At 59.8% G+C, this 19854-nt stretch carries 15 protein-coding genes; 11 read left to right on the top strand and 4 right to left on the bottom strand.

Translation table 11 applies throughout. From position 1 onward, the window contains the following. Positions 1–2: 2 nt before the first annotated feature. The 10 genes from nuoL to C7U61_RS07880 all read left to right on the top strand — a co-directional run bounded on the left by nuoL (position 3) and on the right by C7U61_RS07880 (position 12222). Positions 3–1997 (top strand): NADH-quinone oxidoreductase subunit L, encoded by a 1995-nt coding sequence (gene nuoL / locus C7U61_RS07835; RefSeq protein WP_106997560.1) that lies wholly within the window; start codon positions 3–5, stop codon positions 1995–1997. Continuing rightward, on the top strand, positions 1997–3508 hold the full coding sequence (locus C7U61_RS07840) for an NADH-quinone oxidoreductase subunit M (protein WP_106997561.1): 1512 nt from the start codon (positions 1997–1999) through the stop codon (positions 3506–3508). Before nuoL ends, C7U61_RS07840 begins: the two co-directional genes overlap by 1 nt. 18 nt (positions 3509–3526) lie before the next feature. Continuing rightward, complete coding sequence (nuoN, locus tag C7U61_RS07845) at positions 3527–4969, top strand: NADH-quinone oxidoreductase subunit NuoN (RefSeq protein WP_106997562.1); 1443 nt, start codon at positions 3527–3529, stop codon at positions 4967–4969. Beyond that, the gene (locus C7U61_RS07850; RefSeq protein WP_106997563.1) at positions 4969–5733 is read left to right on the top strand and encodes a biotin--[acetyl-CoA-carboxylase] ligase; all 765 of its coding nucleotides are present in this window, start codon (positions 4969–4971) and stop codon (positions 5731–5733) included. The genes nuoN and C7U61_RS07850 overlap by 1 nt, the downstream gene beginning before the upstream one ends. A gap of 14 nt (positions 5734–5747) precedes the next feature. Continuing rightward, positions 5748–7421, top strand: coding sequence for a ribonuclease J (locus C7U61_RS07855; RefSeq protein ID WP_106997564.1), 1674 nt, complete (start codon positions 5748–5750; stop codon positions 7419–7421). A gap of 30 nt (positions 7422–7451) precedes the next feature. Then, positions 7452–7856 (top strand): methylmalonyl-CoA epimerase, encoded by a 405-nt coding sequence (gene mce / locus C7U61_RS07860; protein WP_106997565.1) that lies wholly within the window; start codon positions 7452–7454, stop codon positions 7854–7856. 99 nt (positions 7857–7955) lie between these two features. Then, positions 7956–8231, top strand: coding sequence for a DUF1467 family protein (locus tag C7U61_RS07865; RefSeq protein WP_106997566.1), 276 nt, complete (start codon positions 7956–7958; stop codon positions 8229–8231). A gap of 633 nt (positions 8232–8864) precedes the next feature. After that, entirely contained in the window at positions 8865–10187 is a 1323-nt protein-coding gene (proS, locus tag C7U61_RS07870; protein ID WP_106997567.1) for a proline--tRNA ligase, read from the top strand. 26 nt (positions 10188–10213) lie between these two features. Further along, positions 10214–11524, top strand: coding sequence for a lipoprotein-releasing ABC transporter permease subunit (locus tag C7U61_RS07875; protein ID WP_106997568.1), 1311 nt, complete (start codon positions 10214–10216; stop codon positions 11522–11524). Positions 11525–11538: 14 nt separating this feature from the next. Beyond that, the gene (locus C7U61_RS07880; protein WP_106997569.1) at positions 11539–12222 is read left to right on the top strand and encodes an ABC transporter ATP-binding protein; all 684 of its coding nucleotides are present in this window, start codon (positions 11539–11541) and stop codon (positions 12220–12222) included. Between the two features lie 9 nt (positions 12223–12231). On the opposite strand, the gene C7U61_RS07885 is transcribed toward C7U61_RS07880, so the two are convergent. After that, positions 12232–12699, bottom strand: coding sequence for a DUF5680 domain-containing protein (locus C7U61_RS07885; RefSeq protein ID WP_106997570.1), 468 nt, complete (start codon positions 12697–12699; stop codon positions 12232–12234). Between the two features lie 82 nt (positions 12700–12781). Continuing rightward, positions 12782–13375, bottom strand: a complete 594-nt coding sequence (locus C7U61_RS07890; protein ID WP_106997710.1) for a hypothetical protein — start codon at positions 13373–13375, stop codon at positions 12782–12784. A gap of 354 nt (positions 13376–13729) precedes the next feature. Between C7U61_RS07890 and dnaE the strand changes: the two genes are divergently transcribed. Continuing rightward, positions 13730–17224 (top strand): DNA polymerase III subunit alpha, encoded by a 3495-nt coding sequence (gene dnaE / locus C7U61_RS07895; protein WP_106997571.1) that lies wholly within the window; start codon positions 13730–13732, stop codon positions 17222–17224. 63 nt (positions 17225–17287) lie between these two features. Here the strand turns inward: dnaE and C7U61_RS07900 are convergent, their stop codons facing one another. Together C7U61_RS07900 and C7U61_RS07905 are read right to left on the bottom strand one after the other, a co-directional pair. Further along, positions 17288–18556 carry a L,D-transpeptidase family protein gene (locus C7U61_RS07900; RefSeq protein WP_106997572.1) on the bottom strand — a complete coding sequence of 423 codons (1269 nt, stop codon included), beginning with the start codon at positions 18554–18556 and terminating at the stop codon, positions 17288–17290. Between the two features lie 178 nt (positions 18557–18734). Beyond that, positions 18735–19778: a GH25 family lysozyme gene (locus C7U61_RS07905; RefSeq protein ID WP_106997573.1), complete on the bottom strand. Its 1044-nt coding sequence runs from the start codon at positions 19776–19778 to the stop codon at positions 18735–18737. Positions 19779–19854: the final 76 nt, after the last annotated feature.

The following is a 19854-nucleotide window of genomic DNA, read 5'->3' on the forward strand; positions in this document are numbered from 1 at the left end:
CTATGTTTTTATATAAGGCTATCGTCTTTCTTCCCCTGATTGGTGCGGTTATAGCCGGCCTTTTCGGCCGTGCGATCGGCGCCAAGGCTTCGGAATATGTAACCACCGGCCTGATGATCATCGCGGCCGTGCTCTCCTGGATCGTTTTCTTCACGGTGGCGCTCGGCCATACGGATGGCCCGATCAAAGTCGAAGTTCTGCGCTGGATCCAGTCCGGCGGCATCGACGTATCCTGGTCGCTGCGTGTCGACACGCTGACCTCGGTGATGCTGATCGTCGTGAACTCGGTCTCGACCCTGGTTCACGTCTATTCGATCGGATATATGCATCACGATCCGCATCGTCCGCGCTTCTTCGCCTATCTCTCGCTTTTCACCTTCGCCATGCTGATGCTGGTGACGTCCGACAACCTCGCCCAGATGTTCTTCGGCTGGGAAGGCGTCGGTCTGGCCTCCTATCTGCTGATCGGCTTCTGGTTCAAGAAGCCGTCGGCCTCGGCGGCGGCGATGAAGGCCTTCATCGTCAACCGCGTCGGCGACTTTGGCTTCGTGCTCGGCATTGCCGGCGTCTTCGTCCTCTTCGGCTCGATCAATTTCGATGTCATCTTCGGCAATGCCCAGAGCTTCGCTTCCGGGCAGGGTGGCCAGCCGGGCGATATCGTGCTCAACCTCTTTGGCATGCATCTCGACCGCGCCCATGCGCTGACGGGCGTCTGCCTGCTGCTTTTCATGGGCGCAATGGGTAAGTCGGCGCAGTTTCTGCTGCACACCTGGCTGCCGGACGCCATGGAAGGCCCGACGCCGGTTTCCGCGCTCATCCATGCCGCAACCATGGTTACCGCCGGCGTCTTCCTCGTCGCCCGCATGTCGCCGATCTTCGAACTGTCGCAGGATGCGTTGACCTTCGTCACCATCATCGGCGCGATCACGGCCTTCTTCGCCGCGACCGTCGGCCTCGTGCAGAACGACATCAAGCGCGTCATCGCTTACTCGACCTGTTCGCAGCTCGGCTACATGTTCGTCGCTCTCGGCGTTGGCGCTTACGGCGCTGCGATCTTCCATCTCTTCACCCACGCCTTCTTCAAGGCTCTGCTCTTCCTCTGCGCCGGCTCGGTCATCCATGCCGTCGATGGCGAACAGGACATGCGTCACATGGGCGGTCTGCGACCGCATATCCAGAAGACTTTCTGGATGATGATCATCGGCACGCTGGCAATCACCGGCGTCGGTATCCCGCTGACACATATCGGCTTTGCCGGCTTCATTTCGAAGGATGCGATCATCCTGGCGGCCTTCGCCTCGCACAATGCAGCCGCCGGCTTTGCCTTCACGCTGCTGGTCATCGCCGCGATGTTCACGAGCTTCTATTCGTGGCGCCTGATTTTCATGACTTTCTTCGGCAAGCCGCGCGCTTCGCACGAGGTCATGCACCATGTGCATGAATCGCCGAACGTCATGCTGATCCCGCTTTACCTGCTGGCGATCGGCGCTGTCGCCGCGGGCATGTATTTCAATGCCGATTTCGTCGGCCACGCCTACGAGGAATTCTGGAAGCATGCGTTGTTCACGCTTCCCGACAACAAGATCCTCGAGGAAATGGAACATGCGCCTGTCTGGGTTGAGCTCAGCCCGTTCATCGCCATGCTCCTCGGTCTCGTCACCGCCTGGTATTTCTACATCAAGTCGCCGGAAACGCCGCGCCGCCTCGCTCAGCAGCAGCACGTGCTTTACGAGTTCCTCTTGAACAAGTGGTACTTCGACGAACTCTATGATTTCCTCTTCGTCCGCTCCGCCAAGGCACTTGGCCGCTTCCTCTGGAAGAAGGGCGACGTCGGGGTCATCGACACCATCGGCCCGAACGGCATTGCCGCTCGCGTCGTCGATGTCACCAACCGCGTCGTGCGCCTGCAGACCGGCTACCTCTATCACTATGCTTTCGCGATGCTTCTCGGCATTGCGGCCCTCGTTACCTGGATGATGCTCGGGAGTTCCCTCTGATGACCGATTGGCCCATTCTTTCAACGGTCACATTCCTGCCGCTCGTCGGCGTCGTTCTCCTGCTGTTTACGCAGGACAACGGTGCCAATGGTCGCCGGAACGTCCTGAACATTTCGCTGGCAACGACCGTCGTCACGTTCATCGTGTCGCTGTTCGTCTGGATCTGGTTCGACAATGCCAATCCAGGCTTCCAGCTCGTCGAGAAGCATGACTGGCTGAACAGCGGCATCAGCTATCACATGGGCGTCGACGGCATCTCCATGCTGTTCGTCATCCTGTCGACCTTCCTGATGCCCTTCTGCGTGCTGGCGAGCTGGCTCTCGGTCGAAAAGCGGCTGAAGGACTACATGATCGCCTTCCTCGTCCTCGAGACGATGATGATCGGCGTGTTCGTGTCGCTGGATATCGTTCTGTTCTACGTCTTCTTCGAAGCTGGCCTCATCCCGATGTTCCTGATCATCGGCGTCTGGGGCGGCAAGGATCGCGTCTACGCCAGCTACAAGTTCTTCCTCTATACGCTGCTCGGCTCGGTGCTGATGCTGCTCGCCATCATGGCGATGTACTGGCAGGCCGGCACGACCGACATCCAGGCACTGCTGCAATACAAGTTCCCGCCGCAGATGCAGACTTGGCTATGGCTCGCCTTCTTCGCCTCCTTCGCGGTGAAGATGCCGATGTGGCCGGTCCACACCTGGCTTCCCGATGCGCACGTTCAGGCGCCGACGGCGGGCTCGGTTATCCTGGCCGGCGTCCTCCTGAAGCTCGGCGGCTACGGTCTCATCCGCTTCTCGCTCGGCATGTTCCCGAACGCTTCCGAATATTTCGCGCCGCTCGTCTTTGCTCTTTCGGTCATCGCAATCATCTACACCTCGCTGGTGGCGATGATGCAGGACGACATCAAGAAGCTGATTGCCTATTCGTCGGTCGCCCACATGGGCTATGTCACGATGGGTATCTTCGCGGCAAACCAGCAGGGCGTGCAGGGTGCGATCTTCCAGATGCTCTCGCACGGTATCGTCTCGGGCGCGCTCTTCCTCTGCGTCGGCGTAATCTATGACCGCACCCATACCCGCGAGATCGCGGCCTATGGCGGCCTGGTCAACAACATGCCGAAATATGCCGTTGCCATGATGGTCTTCACCATGGCGAATGTCGGTCTGCCCGGCACGTCCGGCTTCATCGGCGAATTCCTGACCCTGATCGGCGTCTTCCGCGCCAATACCTGGGTTGCGCTCTTTGCCGCAACCGGCGTGATCCTGTCGGCGGCTTACGCGCTCTGGCTCTACCGCCGCGTCATTTTCGGCGCGCTGGAAAAGGAAAACTTGAAGAAGCTCCTGGATCTGTCGCCGCGTGAACAGCTGATCCTCTATCCGCTGATCGCGCTGACCATCCTCTTCGGTGTCTATCCGGCTCCGATCTTCGATGCCACGGCGGCGTCGGTTGATCTGCTGGTGAACAATTATACCGCTGCCCTGCACGCTGCGCAGAATGTTGCGCTGTCGATGAATTGATGACGGGACCTATTCGACATGACTGCTGACACAATTCTTGCAAGCCTGCATCTTTCCATTCCGGAGCTCATCCTCGCGGTCGGTGCGCTTGCGTTGCTCATGATCGGCGTCTTCTCGGGCGAGCGGTCGGGACCCACGGTCACCGGTCTTGCCATCGCGGTGCTCGCGGTGGCAGGTCTCTGGATCATCTTCGTGCCGGGTGAGGGGCTAGCCTACGGCGGCGCCTATCTCGCTGATGGCTTCTCCCGCTTCATGAAGATCGTGGCGCTGGTCGGCTCGATCGTTGCCATGTTCCTCAGCATGGGCCAGGCGCGCGAGCAGCAGCTCGATCGCTTCGAGTTCCCGGTCCTGCTCGTGCTCGCGACCCTCGGCATCCTGCTGATGATCTCGGCGCATGATCTGATCTCGCTCTACCTGTCGCTGGAACTGCAGTCGCTGGCGCTTTACGTCGTTGCCGCCATCAATCGTGACAGCATCAAGTCGACTGAAGCCGGCCTGAAGTACTTCGTCCTCGGTGCGCTGTCCTCCGGCATGCTGCTCTATGGCATGTCGCTGGTCTACGGCTTTACCGGTCATACGACCTTCGATGCGATCGCGACCGCACTCAGCGCCGAGACCCGCTCGCTCGGCCTCGTTTTCGGCCTGGTCTTCGTGCTCGCCGGTCTGGCCTTCAAGATCTCCGCCGTGCCGTTCCACATGTGGACGCCCGATGTCTACGAAGGTGCGCCGACCCCGGTGACCGCCTTCTTTGCCGCGGCCCCCAAGGTCGCCGCCATGGCGATCCTGACCCGCATCGTCGTCACCGCCTTCCATCCGGTATTGGCCGATTGGCAGCAGATCATCGTCTTTATCTCGATCGCCTCGATGGTGCTGGGCTCCTTCGCCGCGATCGGCCAGCGCAACTTCAAGCGACTGATGGCCTATTCGTCGATCGGTCACATGGGCTATGCGCTCGTCGGCCTCGCCGCCGGCACCAAGACCGGCGTATCCGGCGTCATGCTCTACATGGTCATCTACATGGTCATGACGCTCGGCTCCTTCGCCATCATCATGGCGATGCGCCGCAAGGACGGCCGCCAGGTCGAGAACATCGATGATCTCGCCGGCCTCTCCGCGACCAATCCTTTCATGGCGGTCGTTCTGACGGCGCTGATGTTCTCGCTCGCCGGCATTCCGCCGCTCGCAGGCTTCTTCGGAAAGTACTTCGTCTTCGTCGCAGCCATCCAGGCGCATCTCTATGCGCTCGCCATCATCGGCGTTCTGGCTTCGGTCGTCGGCGCTTACTACTACCTGCGCGTCATCAAGGTGATGTGGTTCGATGAAGCCAAGGACGAATTCGCACGGACGGCTGGTTCGCTGCGCCTCGTCTTCGGTCTCTCCGGCCTGTTCGTCATTGCCTACGTCTTCTTCGGCGGCGCAATCGGCGGTGCTGCCGATCTGGCTGCTGCGACGCTGTTTTGATGGCGTCTGACATGAACAGCCGGAAGTCGCCCGCCGACTTCCGGCACGATGCCCTTCAGGGAACCTCGTCCACAAACAGCGTCTGTCTCGAACGGGCGCGCGCGGGCGACCCGGGGAACCTGTGGGTGACCGCCGAGCGCCAGACGGGTGGACGCGGCCGCCGCGGCCGTCCCTGGGTGTCGGAAGCCGGCAATCTCTACGCATCTCTCCTTCTGATCGATCCCGCTCCCATGGACCGCCTCGGTTCTCTGCCGCTTGCGGTCGCGGTTGCCGTGCATCGGACGGTGCGCGGGGTGCTGCCGCTGGCGGCCGAGCCGGTCGAGATCAAATGGCCGAACGATATCCTGATCGGGCGCAAGAAGACCTGCGGCATCCTGATCGAAGGCGAGGCCCTGCCGGACGGCCGTTATGCGCTCGTCATCGGCATCGGCATCAACATTGCCGTCATGCCTGACAATCCGATGTATCCCGTCACTTGCTTGAGGCAGCAGGGTTCGATGGTATCGCCGGACGAGCTGTTTGCCCATCTTTATGCCGATATGTCCGAGGCGCTTGACGTCTGGAACCGGGGCAAGGGTGTTCGCGAGATCACCGCGCGGTGGCGGGAGTTCGCGTGCGGCGTCGGGGAAAAGATCACGGTAAACTTGCCGGATCGCTCGATTTTGGGCCATTTCTCGGGAATCGATGATAATGGCTTGTTGATGCTCGAGACCGAGGACGGCAGGATCATGCCGATTGCGGCGGGCGACGTTTTCTTTAGATAAGTGTTGGGGATCAGATGGCGAAGCAAGACGAACTGGTGTTTCTGCCACTCGGCGGCGTCGGCGAAATCGGCATGAATCTCGCGCTCTACGGCTACGGCCCGGCGGAGCAGCGCCAATGGATCATGGTCGATTGCGGCGTCACCTTTCCGGGGCCGGATCTGCCCGGCGTCGATCTCGTCTTGCCGGATATTCGTTTTCTCGCCAAGGAGCGCAAGAACCTCAAGGGCATCATCATCACCCATGCCCATGAGGATCACTACGGCGCGCTCAACGATCTCTGGCCTGGGCTGAACGTCCCGATCTACGCCTCCGCCTTCACTGCGGGCCTTCTCGAAGCCAAGCGCGACTACGAGAAATCGATGGGCGAGATCCCGGTAACGCTGTTCAAGGCCGGTGACCGCATCAACGTCGGTCCGTTCGAGATCGAAGGCGTGGCCGTCAACCACTCGATCCCCGAGCCGATGTCGCTAATGATCCGCACGCCGCTTGGCAATGTCGTCCATACGGGCGACTGGAAGATCGATCACGAGCCCTCGCTCGGTCCGCTGACCGACGAGACCCGTTTCCGCCAGCTCGGCGATGAGGGCGTGCTGGCGCTGATGTGCGATTCCACCAATGCCTTGCGCGACGGCGTCTCGCCCTCGGAAAAGGATGTGTCGGAAAGCCTGCGCAAGATCATCGAGGATGCCGAGGGCAGGGTGGCGATCACCACTTTTTCGTCGAATGTCGGCCGCATCCGTACCATCGCCGAGGCTGCCGAAGCCGCCGGCCGCGAAGTGCTGCTGCTCGGCAGCTCGCTGAAGCGTGTCGTCGATGTCGCCCGCGACATCGGCCTCATGGAAGGCATCAAGCCCTTCATCGCGGAAGACGAATATGGCTATATCCCGCGCGACAAGGTCGTGGTGATCCTGACCGGCAGCCAGGGCGAGCCGCGCGCCGCGCTTGCCAAGCTCTCCCGGGACGAGATGCGCAACGTCGCGTTGGCATCAGGCGATATCGTCGTCTTTTCTTCGCGCGCGATTCCCGGCAACGAGAAGGCCATTCAGGATATCAAGAACGGCCTGATCGAGCAGGGCGTGCATGTGGTAACGGATGCCGAGGCGCTTGTGCACGTCTCCGGCCACCCCCGGCGCAACGAACTGCAGAAGATGTATGAGTGGACGCGGCCGAAGGTCGTTATACCCGTTCATGGCGAGGCAACGCATCTGACCGCGCACAAGGAACTGGCCGAACAGAGCGGTATCGCCACTGTGCCGCGCGTCCGTAACGGCGATGTCGTGCGCCTTGCGCCCGGTCCCGCAGAGGTCATCGGTGAAGCGCCGCACGGGCGCATCTTCAAGGACGGTATTCTGATCGGCGATTTCGACGAGATGGGCATCGGCGAGCGCAAGAAGCTTTCTTACGTCGGTCATGTCGCCGTTAACGTCGTGCTCGATGCGCGCTACGACATCGTCGGCGATCCCGATGTCGTACCGATCGGTCTGCCGGCCTATGACGACGAGGGCGAGGAGATGGAGGACACGCTCTTCGACGCCATCGTCAGCGCCATCGAAAGCATTCCGCGCGCGCGCCGCAAGGATCTCGATATGCTGCAGGAGGCCGTGCGCCGAGCAGTACGCGCTGCCGCCAACCAGGGCTGGGGCAAGAAGCCGGTGGTGACCGTGTTCGTCACGCGCACCGGCGGCTGAGTTCAACGGCCGATCGGGGAGGAGAATGTCGTGCTGGGACGTATCAACCATATCGCGATAGCCGTGCCGGATATCGCCGCGGCTTCCAAGGCCTATCGGGAAACGCTCGGGGCTGCCGTCTCACAGCCGCAGGCACTGCCGGAGCACGGCGTTACCGTCGTTTTCGTCGAGCTGCCGAATAGCAAGGTCGAACTTCTGGAGCCGCTGGGCGAAGCCTCCCCCATCGCAGCCTTCCTGACCAGGAACTCGGATGGCGGCATGCACCACATTTGTTATGAGGTCGCCGACATCCTCGCGGCTCGCGATCAACTTGTCGCGTCGGGGGCACGCGTGCTCGGCAATGGCGAGCCGAAAATCGGCGCGCATGGCAAGCCGGTGCTGTTCCTTCACCCGAAGGATTTCTTCGGAACGCTCATCGAGCTTGAACAAGTGTGACATTAAAGCGCTGACGGGCGCTTTGAAAGATGAGCGCTTTGCTCCTATAAGCGACGTGGAAGAGGAAGAGACGAGCAGGCTTGTCTCGAAGGGAGCATAATGGCACAGCAGATCATCGCCAGTTTCGCCGTCTATTTCGTCATCTGGTGGATTACGCTTTTTGCTGTCCTGCCGTTCGGTCTGCGCACGCAAGGCGAAGACGAGCATGTGATTTTAGGTACGGTCGAAAGTGCGCCGACGAAATTCCGGGCCTGGCGAGTGGTCCTCGTCACGACGCTGGTGTCGGCTCTCCTGTACGGCGCCTGGTATGTTGCATCGCATTATTTCGGACTGAACATAGATTCCATTCCAAGGTTCGTTCCGAATTACAATTGATTGATGGAAAGGGCGGACGGAACCGCGGCAGGCTTTTTCCGGACCGCCTGCGCCCCGCAATCGCCATCAAATCGTCACACGGCTGTCATGTGCATGGCGCATCAAATACCTGACGACGCTTGATCTGCTTCGGCCGAAAGGCTGAAGGACGCGCTCTCGCAAGCGGGCGGAGACAGTAGATCGAGCTGAGAAGCAAAAAAAAACAAGGCTATAAGCCTTGTTTTAAAGTATCGCGTGATCCTTATCCGTTACCGGGGCAGCGAACGAGCGCGCCTAAGATCTGATCCTCCCAAGACTTGACCGCGAAACGGCAAGAATTTAGCCTTCCTGCCTCTTTTGTGAGCTAAAATTAGCTCAAACATTGAGCTTTGTCATCCTTTTTTTTGCTTTTTTGCTACAGTCGCGCAGAATTTTTCTGTTGACGGATTTTCGCCGTAAATCCTTATAAATGTGCGTTTTTTCGAAACAGCCGAAATAGGCGCTTTCCTCTGGATTTCCGGGCTTTTGCCAAAATCTTCTGTTGAAGAATGCGGGTTTCCTTCCTTCGCCGAAGCAGTTATGAACTGCCTCCAGTACACAATTTGCTAACGATTCCGCCACGCGCGGAACGTCAAACTATCTGGAACAAGCGTCATGCGTCTGTCTCGTTACTTCATGCCCATTCTGAAGGAAAATCCCAAAGAGGCTGAAATCGTTTCCCATCGGCTCATGCTGCGCACCGGCATGATCCGGCAGCAGTCGCAGGGTATCTATTCCTGGCTGCCGCTGGGCAAGCGCGTGCTCGATAAGGTCAATGCGATCATCCGCGAAGAACAGAACCGGTCCGGCGCCATCGAGCTGTCGATGCCGACGTTGCAGTCGGCCGAGCTTTGGCAGGAAAGCGGCCGTTATGACGCTTACGGCAAGGAGATGCTGCGCATCAGGGACCGGCAGGATCGACCGATGCTCTACGGCCCGACCAATGAGGAGATGATCACCGACATCTTCCGGTCCTCCATCAAGTCCTACAAGGATCTGCCGCTGAACCTCTATCATATCCAGCTGAAGTTCCGCGACGAAATCCGTCCGCGCTTCGGCACGATGCGCTCGCGCGAATTCATGATGAAGGATGCCTATTCCTTTGATCTGACGCAGGAGGGTGCCGTTCATTCTTACAACAAGATGTTCGCCGCCTATCTGCGCACCTTCAGTCGCCTTGGCCTGCGGGCCATTCCGATGCGTGCGGATACCGGTCCCATTGGCGGCAATCTCAGCCATGAATTCATCATTCTCGCCGACACCGGCGAGTCCGAAGTTTTTTGCCATAAAGATTTCGTCAATTTCGACATTCCGGGCGAAGACACCAATTTCGAGGATGTTGCCGGCCTGAAGAGCATTTTCGATAAATGGACTTCGGTCTATGCCGCTACCTCCGAAATGCATGATGAAGCCGCCTTCAACGCCATTCCGGAAGGCGATCGCCTGTCTGCGCGCGGCATCGAGGTCGGCCACATCTTCTATTTCGGCACGAAATATTCCGAGCCGATGGGTGCGAAGGTCCAGGGCCCGGACGGCAAGGAACATGCTGTCCACATGGGATCTTACGGTATCGGCCCGACACGCCTTGTTCCCGCCATCATCGAAGCATCGCATGACGAGAACGGAATCATCTGGCCGGCTTCGGTCGCGCCGTTCGATGTCGTGGTGATCAACATGAAGGCTGGCGATCAGGCTTGCGATGAAGCTTGCGAAACGGTCTACGCCGCTCTGTCGAGGGCCGGTAAGGACGTGCTGTACGACGATCGCGACGAGCGCGCCGGAACGAAGTTCGCGACCGCCGATCTGATCGGCGTGCCCGTGCAGATCATCGTCGGCCCGCGTTCGATCGCGAGCGGCGAAGTGGAAGTGAAGGACCGCAAGACCGGCGCTCGCGAAACGATGACGGTCGAAGCAGCGATCAATCGGCTGGCAGGCTGATTGACGACACAAAGGATGAAAGGCGTATGGCGGTGAGCGCGGCAGTGGAACAGCAGGAAAATTCGTTCAAGGCCGGTCCATCGTCTCGCCCGTTCTCCGGTTTCGAACGGCTTGTCGCCTGGCGCTATCTGCGTTCCAGGCGAAAGGAGGCTTCGATTTCGGTGATTGCCGGCTTCTCGCTGGTGGGCATCATGCTCGGGGTCGCCGCACTCATCATCGTCATGGCCGTCATGAACGGTTTCCGTGCCGAGCTCTTCAAGCAGATTCTCGGCTTCAACGGCCATGTCGTTGTTCAGCCGATCGATTCGCCGCTGAACGATTATGCCGATCTGGCAAAGAAGTTTTCCGCCGTTCCCGGCGTCACCATGGCCCTGCCGCTCGTCGAGGGCGAAACGCTGGCTTCCGGCCGCGGCGGTTCCGGCACCGGAGCGCTGGTGCGCGGCATCCGCTCGGAAGATCTGACCAAGCTCAAATCGGTGTCGGATCACATCGTTTCCGGCGATATGGTCGGTTTCGCCTCCGGGCAGGGCGTTCTGGTCGGCAGCCGGCTGGCGCGACAATTGGGTCTGACGGTCGGCGACCAAATTACGCTTACGGCGCCGGATGGCGATGTGACGCCCTTTGGCGTCAACCCACGCGTCAAGGCATACACGATCTCCGGCATCTTCGAAGTCGGCATGTCGGAATATGATTCCTCCGTCGTTTTCATGCCGCTGGAGGAGGCGCAGGTCTTCTTCAATGCCGAGGGCATCGTCGAGAAGATCGAGCTCTTCATCACCAATCCGGATGACGTCGATCAGCTGCGGCCGAAGATCGAAGAGGCGGCTGGGCGGCAGATCTTCCTGACGGATTGGCGGCAGGTCAACGCCACCTTCTTCTCGGCGTTGCAGGTCGAGCGCAATACGATGTTCATGATCTTGACGCTGATCGTCCTCGTCGCCGCGCTGAATATCATTTCCGGCCTGATCATGCTGGTAAAGGACAAAGGCAGCGATATCGCCATCCTGCGCACCATGGGCGCGACATCGGGCGCGATCATGCGCATCTTCTTCATGACGGGTGCGGCCATCGGCGTCGTCGGAACATTCGCCGGCGTCGTACTCGGCGTTCTGGTCTGCCTCAATATCGAATCCATCCGCCAGTTCTTCTCCTGGATTTCCGGCACCGTGATCTTCAATCCGGAGGTCTATTTCCTCAGCAAATTGCCGGCCCAGATGAATCTCGGCGAAACCGTCTCCGTCATCGTGATGGCGCTGACCCTGTCCTTCCTTGCCACTATATTTCCGGCCTGGCGTGCCTCGCGGCTCGATCCGGTGCAAGCGCTGCGCTACGAATAAGGATATTCCATTTGATGAAACGCAACGTCGTTCTCCAGCTCTCTGGCGTGGAGCGTCATTACGGGCAGGGCGAGACGCGGCTGTCGATCTTGAACGGGGCGGATTTTACCCTGCACAGCGGCGAGATCGTCGCCCTCGTCGCGCCGTCAGGGACCGGCAAGTCGACGCTTCTGCATGTGGCCGGGCTGCTGGAGCATCCGGATGGCGGCGAGGTGCTCGTCAACGGTCAGGCCTGCGAAGGCTTATCCGACGACGGACGTACGGCCGTGCGCCGCAGCGAAATCGGCTTCGTCTATCAGTTTCATCACCTGCTTCCTGAATTCTCGGCGCTTGAGAATATTATGATGCCGCAGCTCATTTCCGGGCTCTCGCGTAAAGATGCGAGCGAGCGAGCGTCTCAGCTTCTCGACTACATGCGCATCGGCCATCGCGCCGATCATCGCCCCGCCGAGCTTTCCGGCGGCGAGCAACAGCGTGTCGCGATCGCTCGTGCCGTCGCCAATGCTCCGCTGGTGCTGTTGGCGGATGAGCCCACCGGCAACCTCGATCCGGCGACCGCGCACTACGTCTTCGATGCACTGGAGGCTCTGGTGCGTCAGTCGGGTCTTGCGGCATTGATTGCCACCCACAATCACGAGCTCGCAGCCCGCATGGATCGCCGTGTCACGCTGAGTGAAGGCAAGGTGGTCGAGGTTTGATCGCTTCCGTCACGGAACGATCAGGCCACCGCGATAATCCAGTTCATAAGCCTTACGCTCTTTCACCATGATAGCCTCATGGCCGGTGAAGTGGTCGCACGACCCGGTGCTGCGGTCGATATAGCGGCCGTAGACATGTTCGAATTCGAAGCCGCCGAGAAAGCGTTTTTCGTCAAGGTAGAGGCGCAGAAGCGCCGCCTTGATGACCATGCCTGCGCGCGTTCCGTCGATCAGATCGGGTTCGATGATATGGCCGAAATAATTCATGGCCCATACCGGCTGACCGTCATACCAGACGAGTTCCTGGCCCGCGAAATCCGTGCCGCCGAAATAGCTGTCGAGATAGCGCCAGCGGCCGCTCGCATAACCGATGTCATGCGAGCCGCTTCGGCAGGACGGCAGCCTTTCACCGTCGCCGACATAGGTCTCGGCTTTGGCGACGACAATGAAACCGTTCAGCTCGGCAAGGTCAGGCATGACCCTCTCCAATTTTGGTGAGGGGGCACGATGCCATCGCTCGCGGTTTTTGTAAAGAACAAAAAGAGAACAGAAGGCGTTGCTACTGGCCGTTTCCGCAGGCCTTCTGACCGACATCGTCCTGCCAGTCCTGGATGCTCACGGTCTTGGCATCGGTCTTCAGCGTCTTGCCATCCTTCGTCACCTTGCCGGTCAAAACGTTATAGTCGCAGCTGTGACTATTGTCTGGTTCAAGCGTATCGCGGGAATCGTAGGTGTAGCCGGCCACCACGAAGTTGTTGTTGCGATAGGCGAGCGTCAGTGTTTGGGTCCAGCGATCGCGGCCAATGGCGTCATTCTGCGAGACGATCGCGATCGAGCCGTTCGGGAGCGTCGAGATCGACGGTTCCTGGCCGACGATGCCGCCGGGCTCGACGCTGCCCCATATTTTGTTCGGAGCGCTTGCGGCGAGCTTCAGCAAGGAGTGTTCGTCATCGCGCAGATAAATATAGACGCCGATCGGATTGTCGGCCTGATCATTCGGCGCGGGCGCCACTAGAAGCGCGAGATCCGGTTTGCCGTCCTTGTTCCAATCGCCGATCGCGGCGTCGATGATGCGGCCGGGCGCAATCGCATCTTCGGCGCGGGCGGTAGTTGTCAGCGAAAGAAGAATGAGAGCGCAGGCAAGTGATTTCATCGTGATCTCCCTGTTTGCCTTTGCATAGCGCCGGGTTTTTTCGGTGTCCATCGAAGGGCTGAAAACCGTCGGATGAAATTTCTTGACGCCTCTATTGACTCCCGAACAAAAATGGAACAAAAAAGAAACATAACGAGTAAGGAGCGCCTAAATGACCGACATTATTCGAGACGTTGCAGCATTCACTTCCATCGTCATGTTCGTCGCCAGCTTTTCCCTCATCATGATGGCGATGTAAGTTTTGTCCCTGTTTGCACATGCTGTTCCCATATTTGATGGGAGCAACTTCTGGACTTTACGGTCCGCAATGCCGAAAATGCCGCTGATTCATTCAGGCGTGCGGAAGGGTATGGAATGGCGGATGCGGGTGTCAGCGGCGCGGTAGTGCCGGTCGGCAAAATGCCGGAATTCGTGCATCTTAGGGTTCATTCCGCCTATTCTCTGCTAGAGGGCGCGTTGCCGCTCAAGAAGATATTGGCCAAGGCTGCCGGGGACAGTCAGCCGGCCATTGCCATCACCGATACCAACAATCTTTTCGTTGCCCTGGAATTCTCGCAGAAGGCGATGGATGAGGGACTGCAGCCGATTATCGGTTGTCAGCTGTCGATCGATATGGAGGATGGCGGCGAGGGCGAGAAGCGTGGGCCGCAGCAGGCTTTGGCAAAGCTGCCGTCCATCGTTCTGCTCGCTGCCACGGAGCAGGGCTATGAACGCCTCGTCGATCTTGTCAGCCGTGCCTATCTCGGCGGTGAAGGCAACAGCGCCGTTCACATTACCAGCTCGTGGCTGGACGAGATCGGCACGGAGGGCATGATAGCACTGACCGGTTCGCTCACGGGCCCCGTCGATATGGCTTTGAAAGAAGGGCACGCCGCCCAGGCGCTCTCCCGGCTGTTGAGGCTGAAGCAGCTGTTCGGCGATAGGCTCTACGTCGAATTGCAGCGCCATGGCACCTACGATCGTCGTCACGAGCAGAAGATGATCAAGCTGGCTTACGAGCACGAGATCCCGCTCGTCGCCACCAACGAAGCCTTTTTCCCGACCCGGGACGATTATGATGCGCATGATGCGCTGATGGCGGTCGCCCACAATGCCATCGTCTCGGACGATACGCGATTTCGCCTGACGCCGGATCACTATCTGAAGAGCCGCGCGGACATGGCGAAGCTTTTCGCCAACTTGCCGGAAGCGCTTGAGAACACGGTCGAGATCGCCCGCCGCTGCTCCTTCGTATTGAAGACGCGCTCGCCGATTCTGCCGCGCTTTACCGGGGCGACCGACGACCCTGAAGAGGCTGGACGCGCCGAGGCGGCCGAGCTGCGCGCCCAGGCGGTCGAAGGCCTTGAGCAGCGTCTCGCCTCGCTCGGCATGGCACCGGGCTATGCGGAAAAGGATTACCGCGAGCGGCTTGAATTCGAACTGAGCGTCATCGAGCGCATGAAGTTTCCCGGCTACTTCCTGATCGTTGCGGACTTCATCAAATGGGCCAAGCGCCACGATATCCCCGTCGGCCCAGGCCGCGGATCCGGTGCAGGTTCGCTGGTCGCCTATGCGCTGACCATCACCGACGTCGATCCGCTGCGCTTCTCGCTGCTGTTCGAGCGCTTCCTCAATCCGGAACGCGTCTCCATGCCGGACTTCGATATCGACTTCTGCCAAGACCGGCGCGAAGAGGTGATCCGTTACGTGCAGGCGAAATACGGCCGCGAGCAGGTGGCGCAGATCATCACCTTCGGTTCGCTGCAGGCACGAGCCGCCTTGCGCGATGTCGGCCGCGTTCTAGAAATGCCCTATGGCCAGGTCGACAAGATCTGCAAGTTGGTGCCGAACAATCCCGCCAATCCGACCCCGCTCAGCAAGGCGATCGCGGAGGAGCCGCGCCTGCAGGAAGAGGCGGACAAGGAGCCGGTCGTCGCCCGTCTTCTCGATATCGCCCAGAAGATCGAAGGCCTCTATCGCCACGCCTCGACCCATGCTGCCGGCATCGTCATCGGCGACCGCCCGCTGTCGAAGCTTGTGCCGATGTATCGCGACCCGCGCTCCGACATGCCCGTCACCCAGTTCAACATGAAATGGGTGGAGCAGGCCGGCCTGGTGAAGTTCGACTTCCTCGGCCTGAAGACCCTGACTGTCCTGAAGACCGCGGTCGATTTCGTCGCCAAGCGCGGTATCTCGATCGATCTTGCCAGCATCCCCCTCGACGACAAGAAGACCTACGACATGCTCTCGCGCGGCGAGACGGTCGGCGTGTTCCAGGTGGAAAGTGCGGGCATGCGCAAGGCGCTGATCGGCATGCGCCCGGACTGCATCGAGGATATCATCGCGCTCGTGGCGCTTTATCGTCCCGGCCCGATGGAAAACATTCCGGTCTACAATGCGCGTAAGCACGGCGAGGAAGAGATCGAGTCGATCCACCCGAAGATCGATTATCTCCTGAAGGAAACCCAGGGTGTTATCGTCTACCAGGAACAGGTGATGCAGGTTGCCCAGGTGCTCTCGGGCTATTCGCTCGGCGAGGCCGATCTCCTGCGCCGTGCCATGGGTAAGAAGATCAAGGAGGAAATGGACAAGCAGCGCGAGCGCTTCGTCGACGGCGCCATCAAGAACGGGGTTTCGAAGGGGCAGGCCGACGTCATTTTCGATCTTCTCGCAAAATTCGCCAATTACGGCTTCAACAAGTCGCACGCCGCCGCCTACGCCATCGTCTCCTACCAGACCGCCTACATGAAGGCGCACTATCCGGTGGAATTCCTCGCAGCGTCGATGACGCTCGATATGGCCAATACCGAAAAGGTCAACGACTTCCGTCAGGATGCCAAGCGGCTGGGCATCGAGGTCATCGCGCCCTCGGTGCAGACCTCGTTCCGCCATTTCGAGACGGGTGACAACCGCATCTATTATGCGCTGGCAGCCATCAAGGGCGTCGGTGAATCCGCTGTCGACCATATTGTCGAGGTGCGTGGGGACAAGCCCTTTGCCGGCATCGAGGATTTCTGCCTGCGCATCGACCCCAAGCAGATCAACCGCCGTGTTCTGGAAAGCCTGATCTGCGCCGGCGCTTTCGATTGCTTCGAGATCGACCGGGCCCAGCTGATCGCCGGCCTAGACCGCATCATGGGCTATGCCCAGGTGGCGCAGGAAAACAAGCGCAGCGGCCAGCACGACATGTTCGGAAGTGCCGCCTCCGGCCCGGAAAAGATCGTATTTCCGCCCTATACGCCTTGGCTTGCCTCGGAGCGGCTGTTGCGCGAATTCCAGGTACTTGGCTTCTATCTGACAGCGCATCCGCTCGATACCTACAAGAGCGTGCTCGACAAGATGCGGGTGCAGTCCTTCGCCGATTTTTCCGCCGCGGTGAAGCAGGGGGCCAGCAACGGCCGTCTGGCCGGCACTGTCATCTCCAAGCAGGAGCGTAAGACCCGCACCGGCAACAAGATGGGCATCTTCGTCTTTTCCGATGCTTCGGGCCAGTTCGAAGCCGTGCTTTTTTCGGAAACGCTCAACCAGTATCGCGACGTTCTTGAGGTCGGCAAATCCTTCGTCATCACGGCCCAGGCGGACGAGCGCCCCGAAGGCATCAGCCTGCGCCTGCAGACCGCACAGTCGCTGGAAGAGAAGTCGCTGCAGATGCAGAAGGCGCTGCGCGTCTACGTCCGCGATTCGGGGCCGTTGAAAGCCGTTGCCGCACATCTGAACACCAAAGGCGACGGTCTCGTTTCCTTCATCGTCATCAAGGAAGAGGGTCTGCGCGAGGTCGAGGTGGCGCTACCGGAGAAATATCGCATCACTCCCGAAATTGCCGCTGCATTGCGCACGGCACCCGGTATCATCGACGTGGAGCTGGTCTGAAGCAATTTCAGGAAAGTGTTTAGCGGTTTTCCGTCCGGAATTGCGTGGAAGCAAAAAGGCTCTCTAGCCCTTCTTACCCAGCGCGCCGTTGTTGGTAATGGTGATGAAATCGGTCTCGTTGCCGGTTTCCGGTCCGACCCCCGTGTCGGAAATTGTCAGCGACGATCCGGCTGTCAGCAGATCCTCGATGCGGTGGCGGATATCGTCAGGAATGGTGATGCGATTGAGCGCCTGTCCGGCTGCGTCGAACGATTGCGATTGCTTCTCGCTGGTGATGCCGTAGCGCCTCTTCGTCTGCTTGCTCAAATCTTCCTCGAGCGTCATGCCGAACCAGTCGGCCTTGCCGCTGATCCGGTCGATCGCGTTGGCGGTGAAGAAGTGCACGCCCAGCGCTTCCTCCGGCTCGGCGATAAGGGCGGGGCCTTCGAAGAGCGGCCTGAAGTTCTGGCGGACCATGATCGCGCCGTTCGGCGGTTCACCCTTGCCGGCGGCGGCATAGGCTGCCTTCATCAGCGCGGGGCTGACGAGGCTACCCGTCGTTTTGATGTCGTGCGTCTTCTTGAAGTCTTCGATCGCCTGCACCGTCGCCGGTCCCAGCATGCCGTCGGGCGTTCCGGTGATGAATCCCATTCCGTTCAGGATGCCCTGCAGGTCGCGCACGTTTTCGCGCAGCCCGCGCCGGGTTATGAGGATGCTGAGCGGCGCGGGATCGGCCGGCGGCGCCAGCGTCTCCTGCGCCTTCGGTATCCGGATAGACGTAACGTCGTTCGTCGCCACCTGCAGCGATTGTGCCTGCGGCAGGAAGCTCGCAGTCATCGGGCGAAGTTCGATGCCGGAAAATAGCGCCGGCGGCGGAGCGGCGAGCGGTTGGAATAGCATCGCGTTTTCAAATGGCTGCGGCACCAGCGGCTGATCGGCGATGACGACATGCACGCCGCGCTCGGTCATTTGATAAAGCATCTTGGCAAAGGCTTTCGGCATGCGCACACAGCCATGGGATGCCGGATAATTGGGGACGGAATTGGATTCGTGCAGTGCGATCCCCGACCAAGTCAGCCTCTGCATGAAGGGCATGGGCGAGGCCGAATAGAGGTTGGACTCGTGGTAGACCTTTTTCTCCAGAATGGAGAAGATGCCGCTTGGAGTCGTGTGGCCGCGCTTGCCGGTGGAAACCTTCGAAGTCGCGATCACCTTGTCGCCATCATAAACTGCGAGCGATTGCCTATCCTTCGACACGACGATCTGCAGGGTGCGGGCATCCTGCGCGGCAAAGACGGGCTGGGAGAGGGTGGTGGCTGACAGCAGTGCGAGCCCCAACAAAAATGGCTTCATAGACACAACCAAAACGCAATACTCGTTGTACCCAAGGTTAGACTTCGAAGTTTAAGGAAGACTTGCCGAAAGGTCTGTCCGTCTATGAAAGCACGAGTTCGCTGACCGCCAGCCCAATACCTCATCGAGCGGTCGAACTCTGCATCGACGATGACTGAAAGCCTGAGCCTACGGAGGATCAGCGGACGCTGGAAGCGACCCAGTTGTGCCAGTCCTGCTCGCTGCCGTGGAAGGCGTTGAGGTCGATCCTGCCTTCGACGCCGTGAGATATGCCGGAGCCGGAATATTGCCAGAACAGCCATTTGCGGCCGGGATAAACCTTGGACGGATGTTGAGCCACTGATCGCAGCCAGAAGGGATAGTCGAGCAGTTCGCCGGTCAGATTGTCGCGATAGAAATCCGGAGCCGTGTAGACGATCGGGCGCTGGCCGTAATGCTTTTCCAGCTTGTCCATGAACACCTTCATCTTGGCGAGAACCTGCTCGCGCGAAGGGCGCCGCGTGCAGCTCGATTCGCCGTTCCATTCGACGTCGATGACAGGCGGCAGCGCTCCGGCTTCCTTCGGGACGTTGCGGATGAACCAGTCGGCCTGTTCTCCTGCGGTCCGGCACCAGTAGAAGAAATGATAGGCGCCGTGTTTCAGGCCGGCCTGCTGGGCGGCACGCCAGTTCTTCTTGAACATGGGATCGAGATGATCGCCACCATCTGTCGCCTTGATGTAGACGAAGTTTGCACCCTGGGTGCGCAGCGTATCCCAGTCGATTTCGCCCTGCCAACGCGAGACGTCGACGCCATGGACGGCGAGCTTCCTGGGCGAGCTGGACGTACCGAAGTTGATCGGCTTGGCATCGCGGAAGCGATGGCTGTAGATCTGCATCGGCTGCTGCCTCAGGGCGCGGGGCACCGGGTTCGAGGGCGAGAGCATGGCGAGCGGCCGTTGCATCGGGACCGGCGCGTCACCGTCGCCGCTCTGGTCCGAGGGCATAAGTCCCTCAGGCCGGAGATTCGTCGGCATGGCGACCGCGAGCGCCTGCTGCCGCTCGACGCGGGAAACGGTTTCGCCGATTTCGACCGACGGTACCGGCCTGCTGGTTTTGGTGATGGAACTCGTCACTTCTTTTGAAGGCGAGGCGGCTTGCGCGGCTTCGCGCTCGCCTCGGGCGGCGCAGCCTGAAATCGTCAGGCAGGCGAGAAGAATGGTCGATACAGCCGATAGACGCATAGGAACCCGTACGCAAAACACTATGGGCGACGAGTTCCCGTCGCCCCGAAGTTACAAAATCCGAGTCCTAATGGAA

The organism is Rhizobium sp. JAB6 (genome assembly GCF_003024605.1).
GTDB lineage: Bacteria > Pseudomonadota > Alphaproteobacteria > Rhizobiales > Rhizobiaceae > Rhizobium.